The organism is Streptosporangium sp. NPDC002544 (genome assembly GCF_040295965.1).
In the GTDB taxonomy this organism is placed as follows: Bacteria; Actinomycetota; Actinomycetes; order Streptosporangiales; family Streptosporangiaceae; genus Streptosporangium.
Genome location: NZ_JBEOWJ010000021.1, coordinates 140,627 through 159,158 on the forward strand (window position 1 = coordinate 140,627; position 18,532 = coordinate 159,158).

Consider the following 18,532-nt stretch of genomic DNA (forward strand, 5'->3'; position numbering starts at 1 on the left):
TGGCGTGAATCACTTGATCGTACGCATACGGCATTATCACCGCCCTGTTCATGTCTTTCGTACCCCTGTGGGAATTACCTCCTTGTGAAGAGTAAGGTTGCCCTGCCCTAATTTAGGTAAGGCTTTCCATCTCATGGAGTGACGGTGTTCGCCAGCTATCTCATCGGATTACGCGAAGGCTTGGAGGGCGCCCTCGTCGTCTCCGTGCTCGTCGCCCTCCTCGTCAAAAGCGATCGACGTGACCGGCTTCCCCTCGTCTGGGCCGGGGTCGGCGCCGCTCTCGTGCTGTCGATCGCGTTCGGCGCGCTGCTCACCTTCACCGTCGCCCATCTGGAGCACCGGCAGCAGGAGTTGTTCGATGCGACGACCTCGCTGCTGGCCACCGTGTTCGTCACCTGGATGATCTTCTGGATGCGGGGTGCCGCCCGCACCATCTCCGGTGACCTGCGCGCCAAGCTGAGCGAGGCCCTGGAGGTCGGCGCGCTCGCGGTGGCCGTGATGGCCTTCCTCGCCGTGGCGCGCGAGGGCCTGGAGACCGCGCTGCTGTTCTTCGCCTCGGTGCAGGGCGCCACCACCACCGCCGTCCCGCTGATCGGGATCAGCCTGGGCCTGATCACCTCGGTCGTGCTGGGCTGGGCCATCTACCGCAGCGCGATGCGGATCAACCTGACCAGGTTCTTCACCTGGACCGGTCTCCTGCTGATCCTGGTCGCCGCCGGAATCTTCAAGTACGGCGTGCACGACCTGCAGGAGGCCGCCATCCTGCCGGGCCTGTCCACCTACGCCTTCGACATCAGCGGCGTGCTGCCCGCCGACTCCTGGTACGGCACCCTGCTGTCCGGGATGTTCAACATCACTCCGCAGCCGAGCGTGCTGGAGATGGTGGCGTGGGCCGTCTACGCGGTGCCCACGCTTATCCTCTTCCTGCGACCGTGGCGTAGCCGCCCGACGCCCTCACCCGCCACCCCCTCGACCGACCCGCAGCCCGCGGGCTGAAACCGCCTGAACAGGACGATCATGCGTACTTTCCTTGCCATCGCCGCGGGTGCACTCGCTCTCACCGGCCTCGTGGCCTGCTCCTCCGAGCCCACCGCGGCCACGGGCACGGGCGCCTCCGCCGCCCCGGCCAAGGGCGGCCCCGTCGCGGTGGCCGCCACCGACACCGAGTGCAAGGTCGCCGTCACCGAGCTGGCCGCGGGCACCTCGACGTTCGCGATCACCAACGGCGGTGCCAAGGTCACCGAGTTCTACGTCTACGCACCCGGTGACCGGGTCATGGGCGAGGTGGAGAACATCGTGCCGGGCCTGACCCGCGAGGTGATCGTCGAGCTGCCAGCCGGCAGCTACGAGGCCACCTGCAAGCCCGGCATGGTCGGCAAGGGTGTCCGCAGCCCGCTCAAGGTCACCGGCGAGCACAAGCCGCTCAGCGACGACGCCCAGCTCGCCGAGGCGACCGCCAGCTACAAGCGCTACATCAAGTCGCAGAGCGACACGCTGCTGATCAAGGCGCAGGAGTTCGTCGACGCGGTCAAGGCCGAGGACATCGAGAAGGCCAAGGCGCTCTTCCCGGTCTCCCGCACCTACTGGGAGCGGATCGAGCCGGTCGCGGAGATCTTCGGCGACCTCGACCCGGCCATCGACGCCCGGGAGAACGACGTGGCCGAGGGGGAGGAGTGGACCGGCTTCCACCGGATCGAGAAGGACCTCTGGGTCAAGAAGGACATCAGCAAGGACGGCCCGATCGCCGACAAGCTGATGGCCGACATCAAGACCATCGTGGAGCAGTCCAACTCCGCCGAGCTGTCGCCGGTGCTGCTGGCCAACGGTGCCAAGGGTCTGCTCGACGAGGTGGCCTCCGGGAAGATCACCGGCGAGGAGGACCGCTACTCGCACACCGACCTGTGGGACTTCGACGCCAACCTGCAGGGTTCCAAGGCCGCGGTTCAGTCGCTCCGTCCCGTTCTGGAGGAGCGCGCCCCCGAACTGGTGAAGACGCTGGACGAGAAGTTCGCCGGGGCCGAGGCCGCGCTCGGCGCGCACCAGAAGGGCGATGGCTGGAAGCTGCACACCGAGCTGTCCAAGGACGACCTCAAGAAGCTGTCAGACGCGATCAACGCGCTCGCCGAGCCGATCAGTAAGATCGCCGCGGTGGTGGCAAAGTAACGATCGTTCCAGGTGGGGGAGAGGTGCGATGAGCGAGCGGATCAGCCGCAGGAAGCTGTTCGGCATGGGGGCGGCCGGCGTGGCGGTCGCCGGTGCGGGTGTGATCGCGGTGCGTGGGATCGGTGACGAGCCCGCGCCCACCACGGTCGCCTCCGTCTCCGACGCGGTCCCCTTCTACGGCGAGCACCAGGCGGGCATCGTCACCCCGGCACAGGACCGGCTGCACTTCGTCTCCTTTGACGTCATCACCGAGAAGAAGGCGGAGCTGGCCGAGCTGCTCCAGGAGTGGACCGCCGCCGCGGCCAGGATGACCCAAGGCCAGGAGGCGGGCACCTTCGGCGCGGTCGGCGGCCAGCCGGAGGCGCCGCCGGACGACACCGGCGAGGCGCTCGGCCTGCCCGCCTCCGGGCTGACGCTGACCGTCGGCTTCGGTGGATCGCTCTTCGACGACCGGTTCGGGCTGGCCTCGCGCAGGCCGGCCGCGCTGGCCGACCTGCCGCACCTGCCCGGCGACGCGCTGCTGCCGGAGATCTCCGGCGGTGACCTGTGCGTACAGGCGTGCGCGCACGACCCGCAGGTGGCGGTGCACGCCATCCGTAACCTGGCGCGCATCGGCTTCGGCCGGGTCTCGGTGCGCTGGTCCCAGCTCGGCTTCGGCCGCACCTCGTCGACCTCGCGCGCGCAGGCGACGCCGCGCAACCTGATGGGGTTCAAGGACGGCACGGCCAACCTCAAGCTGGAGGACGTGGCGCTGCTGAAGGAGCAGCTCTGGGTGGGGCCCGGTGACGGCCCCGACTGGATGGCCGGCGGCAGTTACCTGGTCACCCGCAAGATCCGGATGCTGGTCGAGACCTGGGACCGGGCACCGCTGGCCGAGCAGGAGCAGATCTTCGGCCGGGACAAGGGAGAGGGCGCCCCGCTGGGCAAGAAGAACGAGTTCGACCTGATCGACTTCGAGGCCAAGGGCCCCGACGGGAAGGCCCTGATCTTCGACGACGCGCATGTACGGCTCGCCCACCCGTCCCACAACGGCGGTGCGCACCTGCTGCGCCGCGGCTACAACTACGTGGACGGCTCCGACGGCCTGGGCCGGCTGGACGCCGGCCTGTTCTTCATGGCCTACCAGCGCGACCCCCATCGCCAGTTCGTCACCGTGCAGCGCTCCCTGGCGGGCAAGGACTCCCTCAACGAGTACATCAAGCACGTCTCCAGCGCCCTGTTCGCCTGCCCTCCTGGCGTACGCGACGCGGGCGACTACTGGGGCCGCGCCCTGTTCGCCTGACCACCGAGGCCGGGCCGGGCGTGATCATCCCCTTACCTCGAACCGGACGACTCGACCGGCTCCGCTCTCTTTCCAGCCCCAGGCCGACGACAGCTCCCGAACAAGCCACAGACCACGGTCGTTCTCGCTGAGCGAGTCCACCCGTACGGGAACCTGCGGAATGGCGTCCGACGAGCCCTCGTCGATCACGTCTACATGCAGGGAGGAAGCCGGGTGCAAGGGCTTGCGGCGGGTGCGATCGCAGGGCTTCCGGCAAGGATGGGACGCCTGAAAAGAGGAAGGTCGGCGGTTCGACCCTGCCCCTGATCACCACACTTCACCAGCAAGAATGCCCCGGGCGGATCATCGCTCGGGGCTTTTTGATCTCCAGTGACAGCAACGCGTCGGTGATCAGGTGGTGCTTGCTGCCGGGCCGTCCGCGATCGACCGATCTGAGCTCCCTTTTAAGGCTTTGATGTAGGAGAAGCCCACCGCGACCCGGGAGAGGTGGGAAGCATGGGGCTCGACGTGAGGTCCAACCGGGTGAGCCATCTGGGGGAGGCGAGGGCTGCGATCGCTGCGGCGAGTATGGGAAGTCCGGCGACCAGAATGGCGATCGGCGTCCATGGGGTCTCGAACGGCGCCCGTGGCGGCGGGTCCCAGTCGATCGGGGCGGTCATGGGCCACGCCAGGAGCAGGCCGATGACACACCCGGCGGATGCGCCCATCGCCGTGCCGCAGGCCGCGCTGAAGGCTGCTCGGCAGGCGACCAAGGACCGTAGGGTCGCGGCTGAGCCGCCGCTGACCCGTAGCAGGACGCGCCTCGATCCAGCCAAGCGGATCGCGGTCAGCGCGCCGGCGAGGGCGATGAGGGCCACCGCTGCGACGAAGTACAGCCAGTCGGTCGGAGCTTGGAATCCCCGCTCAAGGTAGGTGACCGCGGTCTCGCCCAGCCGGCGGTCGAGCCGCTCCTGCTCGATCGCCGAGGTTCGATGAAAAGAAGGGTCGATGATCAGCTGCTCCGGCTCCAGATGGAAGCCTAGATCTTGCATGACCTTCGCGGGGATGAAGACTCCGCCCACACGGGGATCGGTGGGTCTGACGGTGATCGCCGGGATGGTTTTGGTGGATGGCGAGTCGTTGGTTGCGGGGAAGGTGTACTGGATCTGCGCTGAGTCGGCTTCTTCGTCGTCTGCCGTGACTACTACGGCTGTGCCCTCGTCGTAGGGAGTTGACGGATCTCCGGTGAGGTAGCGGAGCAGTGCCTGGTCGCCGATGTAGGCCTCCGTCCAGACGGAATGGTCGAAGGTCCGCACACTGAGGTAGCCGGTCTCGCGCTGACGATTGTTCTGTGCGATGGGTGCGCCGGACAACTCGTGCTGGACGGCCGCTCGCACGGTGGCCGCCTGGCCTGCGGAGAACCCCTCCACGACGAGCGCGCCTGGCCGAGCCGGGGGTTGATACTCCGCCCTGGCCTGCGCCGTTACGGCAACCGCGATGATCATCACCGCGACTGCGACGGCGGTCGCGCTCATTGTCGTCGCCACTGCGGGAGCAGTTCGTGCAGGTTTGTCGGCCATGTGACGGGCTGCCAGCCGAAATGCCGGCGGCAGCCGTACGGCGTTTCGCCCGAGCACTCCCAGCAGCCATGGGGTGAAGGGCCCTAACCCGAGGATCAGCAGCGTTCCGCCCATCACGCCTGCCAGGGCGGTCATTGCTGACCCGAAGTCGTCATAGTGCTGGTCTTCATGGGTGGACCACGCCGTGAGCACCATCACCACGATGCCGGCCGTCGACAGTGCCGCCCCCCAGGCCAGGTGATGTCCACGCATGTGGCCATATTGGCCGCGAGGGGCTGATCGCGCCGCGAAGATTACCGAGCCGTACACGAACGCCGCGGGGATGCTCAGCACCACTGCAAAACCCACGATCACTTCAAACATGGGGAAATGGTACGCAGCTGTCATATGGGAAAGCAGCGACCTGGCCGGTGGCCCGTCTTGGCGGCGGTTTTCTCTACGCCCGCACGGTCACCGCTACTCGGGACGCCCGAAATGTCGGACGTAGCGTGAAGGCATCCAACGTGAACAGGCCGGTGCCGTCCCAATTGCTCAGTAACAGGCGGGGCGGTAGCCATTGGGCCTCACTGACCACTCGTCGAAATCTCAGGGGGCACTCATGCTTGCTGCTTGGCCTCGACGATAAGTGTGTAGTCAACGCCTGTATGGAAGTCGCCGGAGGATCCGCGGATGGTCAGTGTGTGACGGCCGGGCCGCAGCGGCTGGAGACGCACCCAGATGCCGCAGGCGTAGGAAGTGGTCGTTCCCTCCGCACCTGTCAGAGGGTTACCGGCCACACCGGTCACGGCAACGTTGTCGTCTTCCAGCCGTTCAGGCGTGACCGGCTTACCGTCAAGGGTGGCTCTGCCTTCCGCGGTGGCCATGATCTCCTTGCACTGCGCGGCGGAGCCGGTCTGGTTCACCAGAGGGAACACCACCGGCCGCCCCGCGGGAATCCTGCATGTCCGCTGCACGGTCCCGCCGAAGGTTCCGGCGAGGAACCACACATCCTCTGGCTGGTTCCGGTCACAGAACTCCCCGGTCGCGTCCGTCACGGGGTTCGTGTTCTCGCCTTCCGAGGCCGCCCAGGTCCACCAGCGCCCCTGGATCGTCTCCGCCGACGAGGCGGCCGGTTTCGGAGAGGTAATTCTGTCCGCGCTGCTCTCCTGGGCGACCCCGCAGCCGGCGAGGAGACCAACGACCAGTAGAAGCGATATAGCGGATCTAGGAGACATTCGGGAATCATAGCCCCGACGTGCATCCGCCCTTCCACGATCCGGATCGAGACGGATCGTTTGACCGGCGGTGGGTCAGCGCAGAGCCCGGCAGAACATGTCGAGGGTGATCTCGATGATCTCGGTCGTGTCCTCCGCGCCGGGGCCGCCGGAGGAGCCCGACACGAGGCGCCGGGTGCCCGCGCGGAGCACGCCCCACGCGAGTTCGGCCCGCAGCGCGGGGTGGTCACATCCCGCCTCGCGGAGCACGTCGCCGAGCGGCTCGATGAGCGACCCGTGCAGCTCGTTCAGCCGTACCAGGCACTCGGGCGGCAGTCCGAGCGCCTGCGTCGCCGGGACCAGCGCGTAGTCGGGGCTGCGGACGAACTCCAGCGCGGTCCTGCCGTACGCCCGGATCCGCTCGTCGAGCGGCAGGGCGGGCCCGTCGGGCGGGGTCTCCGCCACGGTGGCGCGCAGGCGATCGGCCCAGCGGGGGAAGGCCTCCTCGGTGAGCTGGGCGAGGATGTCGGCGGTGGAGGAGAAGTAGCGGTAGACGCTGGATCGGGCCAGGCCGATCCTGGCGCCCACCGCCGCCGGGGTGAGCGCGTGCACCCCCTGCGCGGCCAGGATCTCGCGCGCCGCCTCCAGCAGGGCGGCGTGCTGGTTGGCCCGGTGGGCGGCGACGGTCGCCGCGCTGATCCTTGGCATCTACACCTCCAGGTGGCGTCCTCCAGTATCGGGCTCGGGCGTCCCTGCTCCGTCCTCGTCCTCGTCCTCGGGGTCTCGGGCGGGAGCGGCGGTGCGCGGAAGCAGGAACGTGAAGCCGAGCCCGGCCAGCAGGACCAGCCCGGTGATGACCGGCACCCTGCGGGTCGCCTCCGTGGCGCCCGCGACCGCCGCCGCGTGGATGGCCGGATCGCTCAGCCCCGGGATGGCCGCGCCACCGCTCTCCTGCACGGCGTTCGCCACGCTCGTGCGGACCTGCTCCGGATAGGCCGCCATGTTCTTCTCGACCGACGAGCCGAGCCCGGTGACCAGCACCCCGCCCAGGACGGCGACCCCCAGCCCCGCACCGACCTGGCGGATCGCGCTCTGCAACCCGGAGGCCTGACCCGACTGCCGGGCGGGCACGTCGGCCATCAGCACGCTGGTGAGCTGGGCCGTGGCGAAGCCGATGCCGATGCCGTAGACGAGTATCCAGGGCACGATCCGCCACACGCTCATGCCGGCCTCGAGGGAGAAGCCGATGCCGATGGCGCCCACGACCTCCAGGGCGAGGCCGATCTGCACGACCGTCCGTGAACTCGACTTCCTGGTCAGGCCGGGGACCACGCCGCCGGCCAGGAAGGTGCCCACGGCGAGGGTGGCGATGATGAGTCCGGCCGTGAACGCGCTGTGGCCGAGCGCCGACTGCAGGAACAGCGGCAGCACCAGGATCACGCCGAACTCGCCCAGCGCCACGATCATCGCGGCTATCGCGCCGTAGCGGAAGCCGGGCAGCGTGAACAGCGTCAGGTCGATCAGCACGGGGCGCCCGGCCCGCTCGCGGCGCCGTTCCAGCAGGATGAAGGCGGCCACGGCCAGGATGCCGATGCCGAACGCGAAGGGCACCGGGGAGACCTTCTCGAACCGCAGCCCGAAGAGTTCGGCGGTCCGCAGGGGAGCGAGCCAGCCGTACTTCTGCCCCTCGATGAGGCCGAAGACGATGGAGAACACGCCCAGCACGACCAGCGCGATGCCCAGCGGGTCGTGGCCGGTGGCCCGATCCTCACGGGAGGCGGGGATGCGCAGCGCGCCGAGCAGGACCAGTGCGCCGATGGGCAGGTTGATCCAGAACGCCGCGCGCCAGCCGTGGTCGGTGACCAGCCAGCCGCCGACCAGCGGCCCGATGGCGGCCATCCCGCCGACGATCGAGCCCCAGATCGCGAATCCGATCACCCGCTGCCTGCCGAAGTAGGTGGAGTTGATGATCGCGAGCGTCATGGGCATGGCCATCGCGGCGCCCACTCCCTGGATCCCCCTGGCCCCGATCAGCATCGCGCCGCTCCCCGCGATCGCCGCCAGCAGGCTCGCCGCCAGGAAGACCACGATGCCCGTGGCGAACAGCCGCGGCCTGCCGCGCTGGTCACCGATCCGGCCCAGTGGGATGAGCAGGGACGCGAACACCAGTAGGTAGAGGGAGTTGACCCACTCCACATCGGTGACCGTGAGCCCCAGATCGTCGATCATCGCCGGAACGGCGACGTTCACGATCGTCGCGTCGATGACGACCATCGACACGCCGACCGCGAGCACGAAGAGAGGCAGCCAGCTTTGACGAGAGCTTGGCGACATCATGTCGCGAACTATAGCAACATCATGTCGCTATCTATCCGGGTACGCCCTGACTTCGGACGGCTCCAGTCCCAGGCGACGGAGAGACAGCCAACCTGGAACCGGCTCAGGGGGTCGAGGTGCTCCAACAGCCTGGCGGTGATGCGGCGCGAGTGATTGCCGGGACGGGGCACCGTTCACCTGACCACCGGTTGAGGTGTGCCCCGGAAGGCGTATGCGGGCTCGGTTTGCACATCGGAAACTGTGTCCGGCGATTACTCAAGTGACGCCGGCGAGCACCACGCCGGGCTGTTGCCGCCTGGCCGTCTAGACCACCTCGAACCCATCGGATGCCGCCGCCGCGACCTCCATGTCCGGCTCGGACGGCAGGAAAAGACCCTCTCGGGTGGGCGCCTGGTCGTCGGCGACGATCACGTAGATGCTCACCGGCACCCTCCGGCGACTTGGCTGCCCGTGAGCTTCGGCTCGCCGAGCGCGGCGCGCGACGCCTCCAGGTTGTGGGCCACCTACCAGGAGGTCGGGCCCGCATAGGCGGCGACCGGGTCCGCGATCATGCCGTGGCCGGCAGACCGCCATATGAGGATGAAAACGTTCAGTGACCCTGTACGTAGAAGTAGGTCTTCGTGAAGTCGCGGGATGCCAGTGCGTCCGTGCGGATGGCCCAGATCACGAAGGCGCCGTCGCCCCAGATCATGTCGGCGTCGGTGTCCTCGCCGAGTTGGAGGAGGGTGACCCATTGGTTCGCCTCGGCGTGGAACGTGGGGTCGCCGTACCAGCCGGCGCCCGCGGCGTGGGCCGCCTCCGCCTCGACCGGGTTCTGGAAGGCGACGGAGTAGCCGCCCACGTGGTGCAGGGGACCTGGGGAGCTGTCGCGTTCGTAGGTCGCGATCGACTTGGCGAAACCGCCGTGGTCCCAGACCGCCTCGTACGTTTCGGAGACGCCACCGAAGGCCTCCACCAGGGCGGGCTGGCAGCCTTCTGGCCAGGTCACCACGGTCGACGCGGTCAGGGGCAGTTCGGGATATTCGTACGGCGCGGGACGCGGGACCATAGCCGTGGCGACCGGGAGGTAAATGACGTCCGACCTGTCCCCTTCGGGTTCGGTGAAGAACAGCAGTGTGCCGTCGCCGGGTAACGCGATGTCGACTTCGTATCGGGTCAGGCGGGCGCAGTCCAGTTCGGCCGCAAGCGCCAGCCCGGGCGGCAGTTCCATCTTGGGCGGCAAGGCGGCCGTCCCGCCGAGTCGGCCGACCAGCTCGTCGCCCTCGTGCGCCCGAGAGAGCCGGATCGCCGGGCGAGCCAGCTCGATCAGCTGTTCTGCCGTCTTCCTGGGAAGCTTCTCGCGTACGAGCTCCGCGTAATCCCTCAACCAGCTCCGCATATCGATCATTCTCGCGTGGGAAAGAGGGACTCGTGAAGGTGGTACAGGTGGCAGTGGAGGCGGACGTCCAATTAATCAGGTGCTGAGCGGCGTCATGGCTCATGATTCCTCAGTATCGGTATCGGTGAACGCTCGCAGCCGTAGCCGCATCGCCACGTCGTCGGCGAACCAAGCGAAGAAATCGCTGTCCTGCTTACCGGCGTAACAGACATTCCGCGTAAGACGGTCAACGAGCTGGGCAAGTCCCTGGGAAGCCGGGTAGGGTGGCGATCAATAGCGATGACGGAGACGAGTAGCGCCTCGATCACCGGAGTCGGAGAGAGCCGCCGGCAGCTGCGAAGGCGGACTCCGGCCGGGGTGCGAAGACCCTCCCGAGCTGCGGGGAAGAACGGCCTCCGGGCCCAGTAGAGTCCCGCCGAATCGCCCACGTCAAGGGTTTGCAGAGGCCACGCCGCACAAGCCGGCGGTGTGGCGAAGGTGTGGTGGCACCGCGAGGATCCCGCTCGCCCACGCCTCTCAGGGGACGCGTTGCGAACCAGAGGAGGTCACCACCATGCAACGCATCCTGTCCACCCAGCTGTCCGCGCACGTCGGTGAGACCGTACGCGTCGCGGGCTGGATTCACCGTCGCCGACTGCTGAAGTCGGTCGCCTTCCTGATCCTGCGCGACGCCGCCGGCCTGACCCAGGTCGTGGTGTCCGAGGAGGCCGTCCGCGCTCGGCTGGAGGCCCTGCCGGAGGAGACGACGGTCTCCGTCGTCGGCACGGTCACCGTCGAGCCGTCCGCGCCGGGCGGTGTCGAGATCACCTCGCCGGTGATCGAGGCACTGACCGACCCCGCCGAGCCGGTCCCGTTCGACCTCTACCGGCCCGACCTGCGCGCGAGCCTGCCAACGATGCTCGACCACGCGCCGGTCGCGCTGCGCCACCCGAAGCTCGCCGCCACCCACCGCATCGGCGCGGCCGCGGTCGGCGGCTTCCGTACGGCGCTCGAAGCGATGTCGTTCGTCGAGATCCACACCCCGAAGATCGTGGGCGCGGCGACCGAGAGCGGCGCCAACGTCTTCAAGCTCGACTACTTCGGCCGTCCGGCCTACCTGGCGCAGTCCCCTCAGCTCTACAAGCAGATGATGGTCGGTGTCTTCGAGCGGGTCTACGAGGTCGGACCGGTCTTCCGCGCCGAGCCGAGCGACACCGCCCGCCACCTGGCGTCGTACACGTCCCTCGACGCCGAGATGGGCTTCATCGAGGACCACCGCGACGTCATCGCCGCGTGCCACGCGACGGTCGGGGGCATGCTGGCCGGTATCCGCGCGTCGGCCGGTCCCTCACTTGAGCTTCTCGACGTCACCATGCCCGCGCTGACGGAGAGACCAGTGGTGGTGCACTTCACCGACGTCCTTGAGATGATCAGTAAGGAGACCGGCCAGGACATCACCGCCGAGCCCGACCTCGCACCGGCGCACGAGCGCTGGATCGGGGAGTGGGCCCTGCGCGAGCACGGTTCGGACTTCGTGTTCGTCGAGGGCTACCCGACCGCGCACCGCGCCTTCTACACCCATCCGGACCCGGCGCGGCCCGGCTACTCGCGCGCGTTCGACCTGATATTCCGGGGCCTGGAGCTGGTCAGCGGCGGCCAGCGGATGCACCGGCACGCCGACTACGTGCGAACGCTGACCGCGCGCGGCGAGAGCGACCTGTCGGCGTACTCGGGATACCTCGACGCGATGCGCTCCGGCATGCCGCCGCACGGTGGCTTCGCCTTCGGGCTGGAAAGGTTCATGGCACGCCTGCTCGACGTGCCGAACATACGCCAGGTCACCCTCTTTCCCCGCGACCTGCACCGGCTCGCTCCGTAAACGACCCGCTTGTGGCCGAGGTGGGGGAGGCCGGCGTCCCGGACGATGGTGGGATCAGGTCCGTGGACGCCGGCCTTTTGTACGGTCCACGCCCGGTACGGGGGAGCCGTCGGCGTGGACCGGCTCCGGGGTCAGCGGGATCGGGGGACGGTCCCGTCTGTCCGGAGGTTTGGGGAGGTCAGGGCTGCTGAGGCCGGGTGGGCAGGTCGAACCAGACGACTCGCCCGGTTTCGCTCTCCTTCCAGCCCCAGGCCGATGACAGCTCCTGAACAGGCCACAGACCACGGCCGTTCTCACTGAGCGAGTCCACCTGTGTGGGAACCTGTGGAATGGCGCCTGAGGAGCCCTCGTCGATCACTTCCACATGCAGCGTGTGGTCATGGTCGGCAACCACCAGCCGCAGCATTCCCTGCGGCCTGCGCCCAGAGTCGGAGTGTTGTACGGCATTCGTCACCAGTTCGCTGACCAGTAGCTCAACCTCATTCGCCCTCGGATGCCCTGCCACTCCCGGCAACTTCCGTACATACGCCCGCGCCACTGCGATCGAACTCGGCGAGCCGGGGAGGTCAACGGCACCCAGAAGCCTAACGGTGCTCATTGCGCCATCTCCCAGACACGGTTTGACGCCTCACTCGACAGTGCCCGCACTCGCTGGCCCTCGCCCCGGCCCCAGGTGAAGAACCACGTTCCCTTGAACCTCAGCGCCATGATCCGCAAGGGCCCGGCCGCCCGGGAAACCAGCAGAGCCGGTTCCTTTCCGGTCGGCAGCTCAACCATCGCGCTCAAGCCAAGCTTGTGCAGGTCCCATGCCAATCGGACCAGGTGAAGGTACTGATCTTCTTTCACGCGCCAAGGAATCCGCTGAGTGCTTACAGATGCGCTGTCATTTGTCCGGATAGTGCGACTTTCGGAATCTTGATTTGTCATCTCGGGCTCCAGCTGTGTGAGGTAATTGTCGGTTTATCGTTGCGATCTTCCCTGGTGGCTCGTTTGATGTACGCCCAGAATGCAGGTAGGCATAGCTGTCTCGCACAGGAAGTCGAAGGACAATCCGATTGCAGAAAACCTCGGCTGATGTAAGAGATTTCGCTACCGTGTAAGCAAAGGTCGGCGGTATGCCAAGGAACCTCGGAGGCGGTCATGGTCAAAAACCTCGATTCCCACCTGTCTCCTCTCGCGCGCTTTGGCCGTGAGCTGGCCAGATGTCGTAAGGAAACAGGGTGGTCACAAAGACGGCTGGCCGATCGCCTTGGATGCTCACCGTCTCTTGTGGGGCACATCGAAGCCGGTACCCGCAACCCGCAACTTGACTTCGCGGAGGCATGCGATCGCGTCTTCAATCTTCCCGAGAGTGACTACTTCGTCCGGTTATATCGACGGATCCACCAATCACCTTCCGGGCCGGGATGGTTCCTCCGCTGGATTGAGGAGATCGAGCCGGGGGCAACCGTGCTGCGGATCTGGGCACCCTTCTTGATCCCCGGCCTACTCCAGACGGAGGATTACGCGCGAGCCGTCTTCCTCGGTCACTTCTCGACTCCCGAAGCGGAGATAGAAGATCAGGTAGTGGCTCGTATGCGGCGACAGGAAATTCTCAACCGGGATAATCCTCCCGAACTTCGGGTGCTTCTGGATGAGTGGGTGGTCAAACGTCCGATTGGTGGCAGGGAAGTCATGTATCAGCAGCTCGACCACCTGGCAGCTATCGCGCAGCATCGCCGCGTGACGGTACAGCTCATTCCGTATGACACTTCTTGCACAGATGGCTTGTTGTCGGCATTCGTCATCGCGGAATTGCCCGATGCCCCACCCGCCGTCTCCGTCGATTCGGCAGGTAAAGGCGAAGTGTCAGCAGAGCATGATCTCGTCACGCGGATCCTGGACCGTTATGACAGACTGAGTACAGAGGCATATCGTCCAGGCGAATCACTCGAAAAGATCAAGGAAGCAGTGGAGCGATGGAACGTGAAGATCTGACCATCACGGATCTCTCCGGGGCTGTGTGGAAGAAGAGTTCCCGCAGCGGCAACAACGGCGGTGAGTGCGTCGAGGTCGCAACCAACCTTCCTCGCGTCGTAGCCGTCCGTGACAGCAAGAACCCGACCGGCCCAGCGCTCGTCTTCGCCCCCGCCGCTTGGTCGGCGTTTCTGAATGGCATCAAGGGTGGCGAGTTCGGCATCTGAGGCTGGATCCACCGAGTCGAATCTGAAGTGAAGATCCTGAAATGCCAGGAGGTGCCCTCTGACCTGGGATGATGGGAGTTCTTCAGGCTTCCGTCACCTTGATCGGGAGGACACCTCTCGCGTGTAATTGCTCCACGAATCTGCCAAGACCCATGCGACCTTCGATGCGGAACGCGTGGTCGCGTACGGCGGACCGGGGCCGATGATGCGGTCGGCCTGGGAGAACCGGCGGCCGAGCACGTCGCCCCCGCACACCCCGATCGACGCCGCCCGCGCTCTGGCCTGGGGCGGCCTGGACGCTCCCGCCGACTGGACACGCGTGCGGCGTCGTTTCCGTGACGGCCATACCGAGACCTGGTGGGCGGCTGATGCCCGGCTCCGGCCGTGGCGAACGATCCCACCGGCCGAGCCGGGACCCGCCGGCACGGGTGACCGCTCAACGCCGGGAGCTCCCGGCCGTGGCCAGGGGCTCTCGGCGTCTCAAGGGCCGGCTCCGGGACACCCGGCGCTGTGACCGGCGAACCTTCCCGGTCACAGTTCCGATGTTCCTCAGACCCCGAGAATGGTGCTGAATGAGGATCGGGCGGTCAGATGTGCTACTGATGCACAGTGGGGAGCGTAAGTATCGGTAGAAGTCGGCGGATCCTGGTTGCGGCCGTCGTGGTGATCAGGCTGGTCGTCCTGGACACCCGGATTTCGCCCTGCCGCCGCCTCGAACCCTCCTGACCTCCATGCAGTGGGTTGCGCTCGTCCTCGCCATGCTGATCGTGTACGGCGCGGCTGTACGGCGCACCGCGGAGGCGGCCGGGGTGGTGGCGCTTGCCTTTGTCGTCATCACGGGTGGGGTCTCCGGCTTTCTGGGGTGGCGGGTCCGTGATGTCGTCGGGAGCCTGTTGCTGGCCGCCGGATTGGCCGCGGTGGCGTGGGCGCTGGGGCGGTGGCGGCGGCGGGTCCTCGCCAAGCGGGATGCGCTCGCCGCCTTTCTGGCGGGGGTTGAGGCAGTGCCCGCGACGGCTGCCGCGGTGGAGCGGCTTCGGCTGGCCGGCGAGTTGCACGACACCGCGGCTCATCGGCTCACCGGCATCGTGGTCGGCGCGGCCTCAGCGCTGCGGCTGGGGGACGCGCGGCTGGTGGCGTCTGCGCTGGAGCACGCGGCGGCTGAGGGGCGGCTGGTGGTGAGGGAACTGGCCGCGCTCACGGATGGCGTTCCCGGGGTGCCACGGCTGGCCGATGTCGACACGCTGGCCAGACCCGGGGTGGTGTACCGCAGGACGGTGGACGAGGTGCGGGAGGAGGTGGCGGCGGTCGCGTACCGGGTGGTGCGGGAGGCGCTGACCAACGCCGCCCGATACGCGCCGGGCGCGCAGGTACGGGTGGAGCTCGCCGCCACCGACGGGGACCTGGTGGTGACGGTGATCAACCAGGCCGGGGAAGGCGGCAGGGTGGAGGACGGCCTCGGGGCGGGAAAGGGGCTGGCCGGGCTCAGGGCGGCCGTGGCCGAGTGCGGAGGAACGCTGACCGCCGGCCCCCAGGGGGATGGGTGGGCCGTGGTGGCGTCCTTCCGGATGACGACACGGGGGCGGGGGAGGAAGGACGGGTGGCGAGGGAGACGGGGGGCGGATTGGGCGTTGGCGGCGTTGGCCGTCGGGTTGTCGGTCGGGACCAGCCTGCTCGACAGCGACCCCGCCGACCTGTTGCTTCTCCTTCCCCTCTGCGCCCTCCACGCACTACCGCTCGGCTGGCGCAGACGGGCACCCGGCTTCGCGCTGGCGGTGGCGCTGTCGATCTACCCGGTGCTGGTGGCGACGCGAGCCGTACCGCCCGCGGGAGATGTGTTCCTGTGGTGCTCGTGGGTGGAACTGGCGCTGCTCTACGCCATCGGACTAAGCGGGAAGGGCCTTCCCGCTTGCCTGGGCATGGCGGCGGTAGGTGGGCTGGCGCTGGCGGCCGGCCCGGGGATCACGGGCAATCGGCTGGGCGCGTGGGTGGTTCTGGGCCTGGGCGTCACCGTGCCCGCCGTCACCGCCTGGGCACTCGGCGCGGCCGTCGCGACGATCCGGACGCGGCGGTCGGTCGGGGAGGCGCAGGCGCGCACGGCGACGGGTGAGCTGACGGCGGCAGCTGTACGAACGGAGCGGGACAGGATCGCGGGCGGCTTGCGGCGTACGGCGATGCGCCACGCGGAGGCGGTCGTGGCGGCGGCAGATGCGGGCAGGCTCGCCGACGCGCTGGCCGAGGCCAGGGGTGGACTCACCACACTCAGAGACCTGCTCGAAGAGCTGGGCGAGACGGGAGATCCGGCCCCTACGCTGGCCGGAGTAGCGGCGCTGGCCTCCCGCAAGGGCGCCATCGTCAAGTTCACGGGCGAGCGCCGCGAGGTGGACCCGGCGGTTCAGGTGGCCGCGTTCAGAGCGGCAGAGCAGTTCTTCGAGCACGGCGACGAGGTGACCGTGGCCTACCTGAACGGTGGCGTAAGCATTGAGGGCAGGGCCACGGCCGGGCTCCGAGACCTCGCTGACGCGGTTGGAGGGGAACTGATCACCATGGCTGATGGCACGATACGGGTATGGCTACCCGAATGATCACCATTCTTGTCGCCGACGATCAGGCGGTCGTGCGGGCGGGCATAGCAGCCGTCCTGGACGCCGAGCGCGATATGACCGTGGTGGGTCAGGCGGCCGACGGGCAGGCGGCGGTCGAGCTGACTCTCCAGTCGCGCCCCGACGTGGTGCTGATGGACGTCAGGATGCCCGGCCTCGACGGCCTGCGGGCCACGGCGCGCATCACCGCCGAGGTGCCCGGGACGCGGGTGGTGGTGCTGACCACGTTCGGGCTGGACGACTACGTCTTTGGCGCGTTGCGTGCCGGCGCCGCCGGGTTCCTGCTGAAGGACGCGGAGCCCGAGCGGGTGATCGACGCGGTCCGAGTGGTCGCAGCCGGAGACGCCATGCTCGACCCAGGCATCACGAGGCGGCTTATCGACCGATTCGCGCAAGAGCCGCCGCCGTACAACGGCAGCACGGGCGTGCTCACGCCGCGCGAGACCGAAGTGCTCAAGCAGGTCGCCACCGGCCTGAGTAACGCCGAGATCGGCGCGGTGCTCGGCATCAGCCCGGCCACCGTCAAGGACCACATCGCGGTGATCCTCGGCAAGCTCGGCGTACGCAATCGCCTTCAGGCCACCATCGCCGCGTACGAGACGGGCCTGGTCCGCCCCGCCGCGCGGCGGGGGAGCAGTCCATTCTGACGGAGGAAGAGCCGGGCTCCTCGCCTTCCTAGCGTTGATCCCATGAAGCTTGTCCTGGGGGCAGTCCTCGCCCTGATCCTCTCGCCGTTGATCTTCTTCGGCGTCGCCATGGTCGTGCCCGTGTACCCGGTCTTCGCCGGAGCGGCCGCCGTCTCGATCGTGTCGATCACGTGGTTGGTCGCGCGAAAAGCGCTGTATGCCGCAGGTGTCACCGTTGTGCTCTGCGGTATCGCCGCCGTCGCCGTCCTGCTCCCGTTTCCCGCGCCGGTACCGGTGATTCCGGCGGGTGTGCGGTTCTGGGACCTGCCCACCGGCTCCCGCCTGGCCTATGTCAGCGAACCGGCCAGGGGTACGGCCAGGCCGTATCCGGTGATCTTCCTGCACGGCGGCCCCGGCACACCGGGCGAGGGGGTCCCGGAGGGCGGGCGGGAACTGGCTGGTGAGGGGTTCGACGTCTATGCCTATGACCAACTCGGCGCTGGACGCTCCACGCGCCTCGACGATGTCAGTGGTTACACGGTGGCCAGGCATGTCGCCGATCTCGACGCCGTCCGCAGCGCGCTCGGCGCCGAGCGGGTGATCCTGGTCGGCAGGTCCTGGGGCGGCACCCTGGCGGCCGCGTACATGGCGGCCCATCCCGACCGTGTCGCCAGGGCCGTGCTGACCTCGCCGGGAGCGATCTGGGAGCCTGCCTATCCCGACGGTGTGGGCTCGCCCTGGGGGAACGGGGACGGGCCCGACGGTTCGCTGCGCTTCCTCGTCCAGAACGTCCTGCTCGGGCTCAACCCGGCGGCCGCGCACAGCATGGTGCCCGACCGCGAGGCGGACGCCTACTTCCGCGAACTGCTCATCTCCGCCAAGGACGCCACCGGCTGCCCGGGGGCGGCGCCCGCGCCCACGCACACCAACCAGCCCGGCTTCTACGTCAACCAGGTCACCTCCGCGGACGCGGAGACCGTACCTGATCCCAGGCCCAAGCTGCGCCAGGTCCACGTGCCGACGCTGATCGTGCGCGGCCAGTGTGACTACCTCAAGTGGCAGGTCACCGACGAATACCGGCGCACTCTGCCGAACTCGACATTCCTCTACGTGCCCGGCGCAGGGCACTCCATCGCCAACGGCCGTCCTGACCTCTACCGCGAGCTTCTGACGGCCTTCCTCCTCGGGAGAAAACTACCTAAGCCCTAGTAGGACTTGGTTACTTCGGGTAAGAGACGGTATGTCACCTGCTTTGGGGGCGAGGAAACATGACCCCTCAAGGAGTCGAGGCCGTGCGGGCGCGACTGGAGACGTTTGCCGCTGAGGCGTTCTCCTGTTTCGCCCGTGCATCAG

At 67.9% G+C, this 18,532-nt stretch carries 17 protein-coding genes; 10 read left to right on the forward strand and 7 right to left on the reverse strand.

Annotation, left to right across the window (positions count from 1 at the left end; translation table 11 throughout):
• Positions 1 to 144: 144 nt before the first annotated feature.
• Genes efeU through efeB form a run of 3 tightly spaced genes read left to right on the forward strand, consistent with a single transcriptional unit; the run spans position 145 to position 3,445 of the window.
• Entirely contained in the window at positions 145 to 996 is an 852-nt protein-coding gene (gene efeU, locus ABT061_RS29215; RefSeq protein WP_350923916.1) for an iron uptake transporter permease EfeU, read from the forward strand.
• Between the two features lie 21 nt (positions 997 to 1,017).
• On the forward strand, positions 1,018 to 2,163 hold the full coding sequence (efeO, locus tag ABT061_RS29220; RefSeq protein ID WP_350923918.1) for an iron uptake system protein EfeO: 1,146 nt from the start codon (positions 1,018 to 1,020) through the stop codon (positions 2,161 to 2,163).
• Positions 2,164 to 2,191: 28 nt separating this feature from the next.
• Positions 2,192 to 3,445 (forward strand): iron uptake transporter deferrochelatase/peroxidase subunit, encoded by a 1,254-nt coding sequence (efeB, locus tag ABT061_RS29225; protein ID WP_350923920.1) that lies wholly within the window; start codon positions 2,192 to 2,194, stop codon positions 3,443 to 3,445.
• A gap of 443 nt (positions 3,446 to 3,888) precedes the next feature.
• Here the strand turns inward: efeB and ABT061_RS29230 are convergent, their stop codons facing one another.
• The 5 genes from ABT061_RS29230 to ABT061_RS29250 all read right to left on the reverse strand — a co-directional run bounded on the left by ABT061_RS29230 (position 3,889) and on the right by ABT061_RS29250 (position 9,912).
• On the reverse strand, positions 3,889 to 5,367 hold the full coding sequence (locus ABT061_RS29230; RefSeq protein WP_350923922.1) for a hypothetical protein: 1,479 nt from the start codon (positions 5,365 to 5,367) through the stop codon (positions 3,889 to 3,891).
• Positions 5,368 to 5,600: 233 nt separating this feature from the next.
• Positions 5,601 to 6,038, reverse strand: coding sequence for a signal protein (locus ABT061_RS29235; protein WP_350923924.1), 438 nt, complete (start codon positions 6,036 to 6,038; stop codon positions 5,601 to 5,603).
• 255 nt (positions 6,039 to 6,293) lie between these two features.
• Positions 6,294 to 6,905 carry a TetR/AcrR family transcriptional regulator gene (locus ABT061_RS29240; protein ID WP_350923926.1) on the reverse strand — a complete coding sequence of 204 codons (612 nt, stop codon included), beginning with the start codon at positions 6,903 to 6,905 and terminating at the stop codon, positions 6,294 to 6,296.
• The gene (locus tag ABT061_RS29245; protein ID WP_350923928.1) at positions 6,906 to 8,534 is read right to left on the reverse strand and encodes an MFS transporter; all 1,629 of its coding nucleotides are present in this window, start codon (positions 8,532 to 8,534) and stop codon (positions 6,906 to 6,908) included. It lies immediately after the preceding gene.
• Positions 8,535 to 9,123: 589 nt separating this feature from the next.
• Entirely contained in the window at positions 9,124 to 9,912 is a 789-nt protein-coding gene (locus ABT061_RS29250; protein ID WP_350923930.1) for a DUF1963 domain-containing protein, read from the reverse strand.
• 553 nt (positions 9,913 to 10,465) lie between these two features.
• Here ABT061_RS29250 and aspS point away from each other — a divergent pair.
• Entirely contained in the window at positions 10,466 to 11,770 is a 1,305-nt protein-coding gene (gene aspS, locus ABT061_RS29255) for an aspartate--tRNA(Asn) ligase (RefSeq protein WP_350923932.1), read from the forward strand.
• A 178-nt stretch (positions 11,771 to 11,948) separates the two neighbouring features.
• On the opposite strand, the gene ABT061_RS29260 is transcribed toward aspS, so the two are convergent.
• Positions 11,949 to 12,368 carry an ATP-binding protein gene (locus tag ABT061_RS29260; protein ID WP_350923934.1) on the reverse strand — a complete coding sequence of 140 codons (420 nt, stop codon included), beginning with the start codon at positions 12,366 to 12,368 and terminating at the stop codon, positions 11,949 to 11,951.
• Positions 12,365 to 12,697 (reverse strand): hypothetical protein, encoded by a 333-nt coding sequence (locus tag ABT061_RS29265; protein ID WP_350923936.1) that lies wholly within the window; start codon positions 12,695 to 12,697, stop codon positions 12,365 to 12,367. The genes ABT061_RS29260 and ABT061_RS29265 overlap by 4 nt, the downstream gene beginning before the upstream one ends.
• Positions 12,698 to 12,910: 213 nt before the next feature.
• On the opposite strand from ABT061_RS29265, the gene ABT061_RS29270 reads away from it, so the two are divergent.
• The 6 genes from ABT061_RS29270 to ABT061_RS29295 all read left to right on the forward strand — a co-directional run bounded on the left by ABT061_RS29270 (position 12,911) and on the right by ABT061_RS29295 (position 18,388).
• The gene (locus tag ABT061_RS29270) at positions 12,911 to 13,747 is read left to right on the forward strand and encodes a helix-turn-helix domain-containing protein (RefSeq protein WP_350923938.1); all 837 of its coding nucleotides are present in this window, start codon (positions 12,911 to 12,913) and stop codon (positions 13,745 to 13,747) included.
• Positions 13,729 to 13,953, forward strand: coding sequence for a DUF397 domain-containing protein (locus ABT061_RS29275; RefSeq protein WP_350923940.1), 225 nt, complete (start codon positions 13,729 to 13,731; stop codon positions 13,951 to 13,953). Before ABT061_RS29270 ends, ABT061_RS29275 begins: the two co-directional genes overlap by 19 nt.
• A gap of 127 nt (positions 13,954 to 14,080) precedes the next feature.
• Positions 14,081 to 14,467, forward strand: coding sequence for a hypothetical protein (locus tag ABT061_RS29280; protein WP_350923942.1), 387 nt, complete (start codon positions 14,081 to 14,083; stop codon positions 14,465 to 14,467).
• Between the two features lie 217 nt (positions 14,468 to 14,684).
• The gene (locus ABT061_RS29285; protein WP_350923943.1) at positions 14,685 to 16,535 is read left to right on the forward strand and encodes a sensor histidine kinase; all 1,851 of its coding nucleotides are present in this window, start codon (positions 14,685 to 14,687) and stop codon (positions 16,533 to 16,535) included.
• Positions 16,532 to 17,200 (forward strand): response regulator, encoded by a 669-nt coding sequence (locus ABT061_RS29290; protein WP_350923976.1) that lies wholly within the window; start codon positions 16,532 to 16,534, stop codon positions 17,198 to 17,200. Before ABT061_RS29285 ends, ABT061_RS29290 begins: the two co-directional genes overlap by 4 nt.
• 42 nt (positions 17,201 to 17,242) lie before the next feature.
• A complete protein-coding gene (locus tag ABT061_RS29295) occupies positions 17,243 to 18,388 on the forward strand; it encodes an alpha/beta fold hydrolase (RefSeq protein WP_350923945.1) in 1,146 nt (381 codons plus the stop codon).
• The last annotated feature ends 144 nt before the right edge of the window (positions 18,389 to 18,532 follow it).

What these genes read in the sequence shown, in the direction of transcription:
- ABT061_RS29245 (WP_350923928.1), bottom strand. Translation starts at nt 8,534, where the DNA reads ATGATGTCGCCAAGCTCTCGTCAAAGCTGGCTGCCTCTCTTCGTGCTC.
- ABT061_RS29260 (WP_350923934.1), bottom strand. Translation starts at nt 12,368, where the DNA reads ATGAGCACCGTTAGGCTTCTGGGTGCCGTTGACCTCCCCGGCTCGCCG.
- ABT061_RS29250 (WP_350923930.1), bottom strand. Translation starts at nt 9,912, where the DNA reads ATGCGGAGCTGGTTGAGGGATTACGCGGAGCTCGTACGCGAGAAGCTT.
- ABT061_RS29295 (WP_350923945.1), top strand. Translation starts at nt 17,243, where the DNA reads ATGAAGCTTGTCCTGGGGGCAGTCCTCGCCCTGATCCTCTCGCCGTTG.
- ABT061_RS29270 (WP_350923938.1), top strand. Translation starts at nt 12,911, where the DNA reads ATGGTCAAAAACCTCGATTCCCACCTGTCTCCTCTCGCGCGCTTTGGC.
- aspS (WP_350923932.1), top strand. Translation starts at nt 10,466, where the DNA reads ATGCAACGCATCCTGTCCACCCAGCTGTCCGCGCACGTCGGTGAGACC.
- efeO (WP_350923918.1), top strand. Translation starts at nt 1,018, where the DNA reads ATGCGTACTTTCCTTGCCATCGCCGCGGGTGCACTCGCTCTCACCGGC.
- ABT061_RS29285 (WP_350923943.1), top strand. Translation starts at nt 14,685, where the DNA reads ATGCAGTGGGTTGCGCTCGTCCTCGCCATGCTGATCGTGTACGGCGCG.
- ABT061_RS29265 (WP_350923936.1), bottom strand. Translation starts at nt 12,697, where the DNA reads ATGACAAATCAAGATTCCGAAAGTCGCACTATCCGGACAAATGACAGC.
- ABT061_RS29230 (WP_350923922.1), bottom strand. Translation starts at nt 5,367, where the DNA reads ATGTTTGAAGTGATCGTGGGTTTTGCAGTGGTGCTGAGCATCCCCGCG.
- ABT061_RS29290 (WP_350923976.1), top strand. Translation starts at nt 16,532, where the DNA reads ATGATCACCATTCTTGTCGCCGACGATCAGGCGGTCGTGCGGGCGGGC.
- ABT061_RS29240 (WP_350923926.1), bottom strand. Translation starts at nt 6,905, where the DNA reads ATGCCAAGGATCAGCGCGGCGACCGTCGCCGCCCACCGGGCCAACCAG.
- ABT061_RS29275 (WP_350923940.1), top strand. Translation starts at nt 13,729, where the DNA reads ATGGAACGTGAAGATCTGACCATCACGGATCTCTCCGGGGCTGTGTGG.
- efeB (WP_350923920.1), top strand. Translation starts at nt 2,192, where the DNA reads ATGAGCGAGCGGATCAGCCGCAGGAAGCTGTTCGGCATGGGGGCGGCC.